This is a genomic window from Vibrio sp. 10N.222.55.C6 (genome assembly GCF_041473395.1).
Lineage (GTDB): Bacteria > Pseudomonadota > Gammaproteobacteria > Enterobacterales > Vibrionaceae > Vibrio > Vibrio crassostreae_C.
This window is the reverse complement of record NZ_JBFRSD010000033.1, coordinates 127,853-136,361: the sequence shown is the minus strand read 5'-3', so window position 1 is coordinate 136,361 and position 8,509 is coordinate 127,853. Positions and strand designations below refer to the sequence as shown.

Sequence of the window (8,509 nt, the reverse complement as noted above, 5' to 3'; positions counted from 1 at the left end):
CAGCACTTCTAAGGTCAGCATGAGCAGGGCCAACTTCTGGTTGTTCGTTCTGCATGTATTGTTGGTAAGCAACCTGAGAATCATGCGCGTCAACCTGATCTTGTTCTGCTAGGTCATCTTCATACATGGCCGCATTTTCTAGCTGCTCTATCGTTGCATTCAACTGTTTAGAGCGCTCAATACCTTCTTCTAGCGGTTCTTCTGGCGCTTGGTAAACAGCTGCTGCAGGGATCGTTTGCTCTGACTCAATTACCGCTTGAGGCTGAACCTGAGGTTCTTCATGAACAGGAGCTTCTTGTTTCGCAGGAGCATCGACAGGCATATGAATATTGTAATGACGCTTCGGCGATGCAGCATTGTCTCGCGCATTTGTCGCCACGTCTGCCGACTCATTGGTCGCAGAAAAACTCATCGCAGGATCTAGCGGATCATGCTCTGTTGATTCTTTGTTGCCTTCTATAGCAGGAACATCGCGGTAAGTTGGCGCTTGATGCTGCTGATGACGTTCTTCGATTAAATCGCGGTCTGCTGATTCTCTTAATTGAGGCTCAAGCAGCTCTTGGTCTTGGCCACGAGCCTTATTAACAGTAGACGTGAAAAATTTGATGGCACATTCACCCAACCATTCCACAATGCTTAGCCAAGAGATACCGGTTAATAGAGTGAAACCAGCACCCCATAAGAAAAGAAGAACCAGCGTACTACCAAGAACATTCAACGTTGGAAGTGCAAGGCTTGTTAAAACGTCACCTACCACGCCACCGGATGAAAAGTACCAGATGTCGTCAAAGTTGATATCCGCTAAACCACAACTCGTAAGAATTAGGATAGTCAGGCCAAGTAAGCGAGTGCCCCACAGCATGAAGTCGATCTGCTCGTCTTCATTACGTTTGCGGAATAAAACCCACGCAGCAACCGTCACTAAGATAGGCAGAGGGTAAGCCAAAGAGCCAAATACGAAGAAAAGCGTATCCGCCAACCAAGCACCTAGGTAGCCACCCGCATTTTGAATGTCACCACCCCACGCCGTTTGCGACCATGATGGGTCTGCAGGACTAAAAGTTAATAACGCAACGGCAAGTAGAATAGAGAAGAGAACACCGAGAATCAGACTGCACTCTTTGAGACGTTGAGAACCACTCAAACGAGGAGACTGAGGCTCTTCACTCGTTTTAATGATTGTTTCTACTTTATTACTGCTCTGCTTGAACATAAACCAACTTAATAATTAAACGGGATAAAAACATCTCGAGCGGCCAAAGCCGCTCGTTTCAATGAAACTACTGTTGATTTAACCATATCAAACAGAAAAACCCAATTCCAGAAAGCAAGAAAGCGGAACAAATGTCCGCTTTCTTTCATTTCACCAATTGTGACTAACGAGTTTTAATCACAAGTTGATTGGTTTGTTTCACTTCTTCCATTACTACGTAAGTTCGAGTGTCGTTTACGCCCGGTAGACGAAGTAACGTATCACCCAGTAGCTTACGGTAAGCACCCATATCAGATACACGTGTTTTTAGAAGATAGTCAAAATCACCCGACACTAAATGACACTCTTGGATGTCATCCAGTTTCTGCACAGCGGTGTTGAATTGTTCGAACACATCTGGCGCACCACGGTTCAACGTAATTTCAACAAACACTAAAAGTGAAGCATCAAGGTACTGTGGGTTCAGCAACGCTGTGTACCCAGTAATGTAACCTTGACGTTCTAAACGACGAACACGTTCAAGACATGGAGTTGGAGAAAGTCCTACTCGTTTTGAGAGTTCAACGTTTGAGATACGACCGTCTTTTTGCAACTCATTAAGAATGTTGCGGTCAATACGATCTAGTTCCTTGGACGGCTTCTTATAATTGTCTGCCATTTTTTATTCCACCTTATTACTTCCTTGCAAAAAAATATACTACAACTTTTTAATATTCAGTATCAAATTTTATCTAAACCTATCTATACTAGATATTAATTCGACAGAATTACCCTACACATAGATAAAACAACCAAAATAAAATGAGGAGTCAGGATGATCATTGGCGTACCTAAGGAAATCAAGAACCACGAATACCGCGTTGGTATGACCCCAGCTAGCGTGAGAGAACTAATCTCACACGGCCACCAAGTTTTTGTAGAAACCAATGCCGGTACTGGTATCGGTTTTTCAGACGATGATTACATCGCTGTAGGCGCATCCATTCTTCCTACTGCTGCTGACGTTTTCGCGAAAGCAGAGATGATTGTAAAGGTTAAAGAACCTCAAGCTGTCGAGCGAGCTATGCTTCGCGAAGGGCAAATATTATTTACCTATTTACACCTTGCACCAGATTTTCCACAAACTGAAGAGCTTATCAAGAGCAAAGCTGTCTGCGTAGCCTATGAGACTGTAACAGATAATATGGGTCGCTTGCCACTATTAGCACCAATGTCTGAAGTAGCTGGTCGTATGTCTATTCAAGCAGGTGCACAAACATTAGAGAAATCTAACGGTGGTTGTGGTCTTCTTCTTGGTGGCGTTCCAGGTGTTGAACCAGCAAAAGTTGTTGTTGTTGGTGGCGGTGTTGTAGGTGCTAACGCAGCACGTATGGCTGTAGGCCTTCGCGCTGATGTTACAATTCTTGACCGTAACGTAGATACACTGCGTCGACTTGATGAAGAATTCCAAGGTCGCGCAAAAGTGGTTTATTCTACTGAAGACGCCATTGAGAAGCATGTTCTAGAAGCAGACCTAGTAATTGGTGCAGTACTAATTCCTGGCGCAGCAGCTCCAAAATTGGTTACAAAAGAGCACATCGCTAAGATGAAGCCAGGTTCAGCAGTTGTTGATGTTGCAATCGACCAAGGCGGTTGTTTCGAGACTTCTCACGCAACCACTCACGCAGACCCAACTTACATTGTTGATGACGTAGTTCACTACTGTGTTGCAAACATGCCTGGCGCTGTTGCTCGTACTTCAACTTACGCACTAAACAATGCAACACTTCCTTACATTGTTAAGCTAGCGAACAAAGGCTACCGCGAAGCACTTCTATCTGATGAAGGCTTCCTAGAAGGTCTAAACGTTATTCACGGTAAAGTAACTTGTAAAGAAGTTGCAGAAAGCTTTGACCTTGAATACGTAGACCCAGCAGAAGCAATCGCAATGTTTAACTAATGATGTAATGACTAACTGAACGCAATAATCTTCTCGTTGAAGCGTTCAGTTAACTCATACACATTAAACAAAAAGCCAGTACGACATTATGTCGCGCTGGCTTTTTTGCATTAATGGATTTAGTTCGTAAAAACACGTAACAGTACGGTTTACCACTAGCGCTCGATTTTAACCCCATGAATCAATAGATTTCTTGGCGTAATACTGCGTTCACAGAACTCTTCAATCGTAGCTTCATAACCTTGCTCTTGCAGATAGATAGCGCGATCTAAAGCCAGCCATATCTCTAATGGTCGTCTAAAGACTTGTTGAACCAAACTCAGCTTTTCCATTTCCCAGAAAAGCGCTTCGCCTTGAATCAAATAAGAGTCAAAATCAATATCTGAGCCCAGCGATAGCTCTTTCACTTCAGATGCCCAACGGCAGAAAGATTCAAAACCCTCAGCTAACTCTGATTTTTTGATGCTCGGTACAGGAATGTATTCGTCAATGTTAAGTTCAGCCTTAAGCAACTGGCTGAAGCCTAGACGATAGCTCATCTCTAGTTGACGATGTCTTTTTACTCTTTCACCACCAGTAACGGTTTCTTGAAGCGGGATTCTCAAGTCGCTCTTACTTAACGTTAATGCTGAGCTTTTCGCGATAGAAGACATCGCTTGATAGTTTTCGTCTCGAATAAGATGATAACAACAAGGAGAAATAGTGACCGCTGGTAGCCCATGTGACACTGACTTTTTAACTAGCTCAACATGAAGATCACCACAAGCATGAAGGGCCACGGCATGTTGGTACGAATTAAACACGTCATCGGCCTTGTCTGAAAACGCATCTCCTTGAACAAAATCCATCGCTAACTTCTGGTCATCCGCAATCTTTTGTCCGCTTTCGCATAACGATTGCTGCCATTCAAAGCTAGTGACTTTTTGATCCGATTGCTGAGATAGGATTCGACCAAGAAAGCCTTTACCAGAACACCACTCGAGCCACTCTTTGCCATGGTGATGGCATAATGCAGCCTCGCCCATTGTGACAATTTGATGTAGCTTTCGGCCAGGAATACCATCAGCAGTACCACGTGGGAGGTCTAAACCAACCAAAGCAGTGTTATCGAACTGGATGTTTTGGGTAGCAGTTTCTAATTCAGGTAGGAAACGAGTCAGTTCCTCAATCAAAAGCTGAGGCTGCTCTTTTAAGGTTTGAATGCTTTCATTATCTAAGCTTTCTAACCAATCAACGAGTGGACGATTGACCTCTTTCCACGGCTGCTGTTGAGTTTGGCATAGGTGAAAAGGCTCTGAACGCCAATAAATTTGGTGCTCTAACAAAAATGAGTCGAGTATTTTAAATCGTGAATGCATGCTTCCCCCTATGATGGGTGGATTGTAGGGGGTAGAGGCCGAAATAGAAAGGCACTATATGAGATGCGGCGCAAAGAGAGTCAGTGTAAAGAAAAGTTATCGAGATGCGAACGTTTGAGGATGACACATAATTAAAACAAAAACCGGCCTGATAACAGACCGATTTAAAATTTAGAAATGCTTCCGAGCTTCTAGTCTTGTAATGTTCTAATCACTATCTCACCGGCAGATCGATATCCTTAAACATCTCTTCGATTTCTTCATTTGATTTCAAAGAGATAGCTTGCTCTACCACTGGACGAGTTAAGTGAGGTGCAAAGCGCTCCATGAAATCAAACATGTAAGAACGCAGGAACGTACCTTTTCTAAAGCCAATGCTGGTTGTGCTCGCACCAAATAGGTGGCTCGCATCAATAGCAACCAAATCAGTATCTTGCTCGTGGTCAATAGCCATACTTGCAATTACACCAACACCAATGCCCATACGAACGTAAGTTTTGATTACATCGGCATCCGTAGCAGTAAACACAACACGTGGCGTTAGACCTACTTTATTGAAGGCAGTATCCAATTCAGAGCGACCAGTAAAGCCAAAGACGTAAGTCACCAGAGAGTAAGCCGCAAGATCTTCGATCGTGATATTACGCTTCTGTGCCAGGGGATGATCTTTGGTCACGACGATCGAACGGTTCCAGTGGTAACAAGGCAGCATAATCGCATCTTGGTAAAGGTGTAGCGCTTCCGTTGCAATCGCAAAATTCGCTGTACCTTTAGCGACGGCTTCTGACATTTGGCTTGGCGTACCTTGGTGCATGTGAAGCGATACTTTTGGATAGCGCGCCGTGAAACCTTTAATCACATCAGGCAGTGCATAACGAGCTTGAGTATGAGTCGTTGAAATATTCAATGTACCCATCTCTGGATGTGTGTGTTCACCCGCTACCGCTTTAATGCTTTCAACGCGCGCCAAAATCTCTTGAGAGATACGAATGATATCCTCACCCGCTTGGGTAACCTGCGTTAGATGCTTGCCGCTACGCTCAAAAATCTGAATGCCTAGTTCGTCTTCAAGTAATCTAACTTGCTTACTAATGCCAGGCTGAGATGTGTACAAACTCTCTGCTGTAGCTGAAACATTTAGGTTATGGTTTACAACCTCAACAATGTACTTCAGTTGCTGTAACTTCATATCTAACCTCGTAATCCTTTACTCATTTCTGTGCTAACTTATTTGCAAAGAGAGCGTTATAGTCGCGTGTAATATAATTAATAGTTATAACGCTTCGAACACAAAAATGACAGGAAAATTGAGTTTTTCTAGCTTAACAAACAAAAACATCACTAACGCTTTGCAACCCAACCCTCATTCTCATACATTAGTTGGTAAGTTTTGATTGCCGATTTCGCTCAACAAGAGATAATCAGAAATTGCAATTTACGAGTGCCGATACACAATGGAATCGTGTATCCTCTCCAGTTAGCTATAGAAAATAATAAGCAGACTCAAATATATGAATATTGGTTTAATAATCGTCTTAGTAGCCGTTCTTTTGGTGTTAGTTTTAGGCTACAACATCATGCTTCAATATAAAGTTAAGGTAGAAACAGCGAAGAAACAGGAAGCTTCTCGTTATCTAACCATTATTGACGGTACAGAAGAACTGATTGGCAACGCTCATCACATGCCGTTTAGCCAAGATCTTCTTGTATGCTTAAACAATCGAATTCTTGATGCATTAGAAAACATGTATCAACTCGATCCAAAAAATAAGCAGCTTGCCCAACGCATTGAAAGCGTAAAACAACAAATCACTCAGCTAAAAGAGAACTACAAAGGTGGCGAGAGTACCGCTTTCCGCGTACCAAGTAGTGACAAGCAAGCGATCATGATGCTTAAGTTAGTTAAACGCCTGCGTGATACGGTGCGCAACGAGCACAATAAAGGCCGTTTCGAGACTCAAGCTTATGTGGTTGAAAATGCTCGCCTAGAAACAATTCAAATCCGTATTAACATTGAAAATGTTATCAAACGTGCAAACGATTCGATTTCTCGCGGACAACCGGGAACAGCGATTCAGCTATTACGCAAAGGTATTGATGCTTTGGCGACTAAGAACGACTCGTACTCTAATCAAGCCAAAGAAAAGCTTCAACAGATGCTTAACGAGCTTGACCAGAAACGCCAAGACAAAAACGCTCAAGATTTGCAGCAGATGGAATCTAAAGAACGAGAAGACGATATGGATGCCCTCTTCGGTCAGAAGAAGAAATGGTAACAGTCTAACTCAACACTTAAAGGCCGCCTTATTTACATTAAATAGGCGGCCTTTTTTGTAGCTGTTGAATTTCCTTTCTCTGTATAGGGAGATCTCTTGAGCTGTGATAAAATCCCCGCATTATCAACAAACTTTCCCTGACCATGTATCAAGAATTACTCGCTCCAATCCACTCTTTTCTTAAAGCCGAAACGCCAGATTCATGGATAGATGAAGCCAAAAAGCCAGAAAATCTTCACATCATTCTACGCGATCACATGCTGTGTGAACTTAAGGCGGCACAGAGTGCTTTATTCCTTATTCGCAAGTACGCCGTCGATAAAGAAAGCGCGAAGCAACTGAATGAATGGATTTTGCCATACGAGCAATTTGCTTACCGTCGTATCGGAGACTTAGAGTCTCTACGTGGTAAAAGCAACGTATCCAAGCAAATCACAGCGAAAGAAGGCTGTAATTACGGTGCTGACCTAATCGATAAGATGGTTTTACTGATCAAAGAAGAGCTGCATCACTTCTACCAAGTCATGGAGTTGATGGAGAAGAAAGGCGTGACTTACCAGCCAATCGAGGCGGGTCGTTACGCTAAGGGCTTGATCAAACAAGTTAAGACTTACGAGCCTGATGCTCTGGTTGATAAGCTTATCATCGGTGCGTTTATTGAAGCTCGCTCTTGTGAGCGCTTCGCTAAATTGGCTCCTTTCTTGGAAGAAGACATGGAGAAGTTTTACGTGTCTCTACTTCGTTCAGAAGCTCGCCACTACCAAGATTACCTTGAGCTAGCAGAACAGATCGCAGGGAAAGATATTTCAGAGCGTATTTCGCATTTTGCTCAAGTAGAAGCTGATCTTATCACTTCAGAAGACAGCGACTTCAAATTCCATAGTGGTGCTCCGGTTTAGGCTCCACACAGAACATTCAGTCCAGTTTAGACTAATCCAGACTAAAAAATTAAGGCCAGCAATTTGCTGGCCTTCTTTATTTATATCTCAATCCAAATATAGACTTAAGCAAGCGTACCGTTGATCTCTGCAAGTACAGCAGCAGGGTCTATCGCTTGCGTAATCGGACGACCAATAACAAGGTAGTCTGAACCTGATTCAATCGCTTTAGAAGGCGTCATGATGCGCTTCTGGTCACCAACATCTGCGCCGACAGGACGAATACCTGGAGTAACTAGCTTGAACTCTTGACCAAGTGCACCTTTAAGCAAAGAAGCCTCTTGTGCAGAACATACAACACCGTCTAAGCCAGAGTTTTTCGTTAGAGAAGCCAAGCGCATCACGTGTTGTTGTGGTTCAAGATCCAGACCGATACCCGCTAAGTCAGATTGCTCCATACTGGTGAGTACCGTTACACCGATTAACAGTGGACGATCTTTGCCATAAGGTTCTAAGATTTCGCGAGAAGCCGTCATCATACGCTCACCGCCACTTGCGTGTACGTTCACCATCCAAACACCCAGTTCAGCGGCAGCACGGACTGCTTTTGAACATGTGTTCGGGATGTCGTGGAATTTAAGGTCTAAAAATACTGAGAAACCACGCTTATGTAATTCACGAACAAATTCAGGGCCAAACAGGGTAAACATCTCTTTGCCCACTTTTAGGCGGCAAGATGCTGGGTCAATTCGATCGACAAAGGCTAACGCATCCGCTTGATTATCATAATCCAAGGCTACAATGATTTTTTGGTCGTTCATTTCATCTCCTAACGCAGTTAACTT

Annotated in this window: 8 protein-coding genes; 3 read left to right on the top strand and 5 right to left on the bottom strand. The window is 43.4% G+C overall.

What is annotated here, in order from left to right; all coding sequences use genetic code 11:
- Positions 1-1,213, bottom strand: a 1,213-nt coding sequence (locus AB4486_RS17960; protein WP_372117987.1) for a DNA translocase FtsK 4TM domain-containing protein, incomplete at its 3' end; no start/stop codon positions are given.
- Between the two features lie 163 nt (positions 1,214-1,376).
- On the bottom strand, positions 1,377-1,871 hold the full coding sequence (gene lrp, locus AB4486_RS17955; RefSeq protein WP_004734558.1) for a leucine-responsive transcriptional regulator Lrp: 495 nt from the start codon (positions 1,869-1,871) through the stop codon (positions 1,377-1,379).
- Between the two features lie 156 nt (positions 1,872-2,027).
- Here lrp and ald point away from each other — a divergent pair, with 156 nt between their 5' ends.
- Positions 2,028-3,152, top strand: a complete 1,125-nt coding sequence (gene ald, locus AB4486_RS17950; protein ID WP_017060246.1) for an alanine dehydrogenase — start codon at positions 2,028-2,030, stop codon at positions 3,150-3,152.
- A gap of 155 nt (positions 3,153-3,307) precedes the next feature.
- Here ald and AB4486_RS17945 read toward each other — a convergent pair whose 3' ends face one another.
- Together AB4486_RS17945 and cysB are read right to left on the bottom strand one after the other, a co-directional pair.
- A complete protein-coding gene (locus AB4486_RS17945; RefSeq protein WP_372051735.1) occupies positions 3,308-4,510 on the bottom strand; it encodes a methyltransferase in 1,203 nt (400 codons plus the stop codon).
- Positions 4,511-4,724: 214 nt separating this feature from the next.
- On the bottom strand, positions 4,725-5,699 hold the full coding sequence (cysB, locus tag AB4486_RS17940; protein WP_372109968.1) for an HTH-type transcriptional regulator CysB: 975 nt from the start codon (positions 5,697-5,699) through the stop codon (positions 4,725-4,727).
- 322 nt (positions 5,700-6,021) lie between these two features.
- Here cysB and AB4486_RS17935 point away from each other — a divergent pair, with 322 nt between their 5' ends.
- Positions 6,022-6,786, top strand: coding sequence for a hypothetical protein (locus AB4486_RS17935; protein ID WP_017060243.1), 765 nt, complete (start codon positions 6,022-6,024; stop codon positions 6,784-6,786).
- A 143-nt stretch (positions 6,787-6,929) separates the two neighbouring features.
- Positions 6,930-7,685 carry a tRNA isopentenyl-2-thiomethyl-A-37 hydroxylase MiaE gene (gene miaE, locus AB4486_RS17930; RefSeq protein ID WP_017060242.1) on the top strand — a complete coding sequence of 252 codons (756 nt, stop codon included), beginning with the start codon at positions 6,930-6,932 and terminating at the stop codon, positions 7,683-7,685.
- Between the two features lie 104 nt (positions 7,686-7,789).
- Here miaE and pyrF read toward each other — a convergent pair whose 3' ends face one another.
- Positions 7,790-8,485, bottom strand: a complete 696-nt coding sequence (gene pyrF, locus AB4486_RS17925; protein WP_017060241.1) for an orotidine-5'-phosphate decarboxylase — start codon at positions 8,483-8,485, stop codon at positions 7,790-7,792.
- Positions 8,486-8,509: the final 24 nt, after the last annotated feature.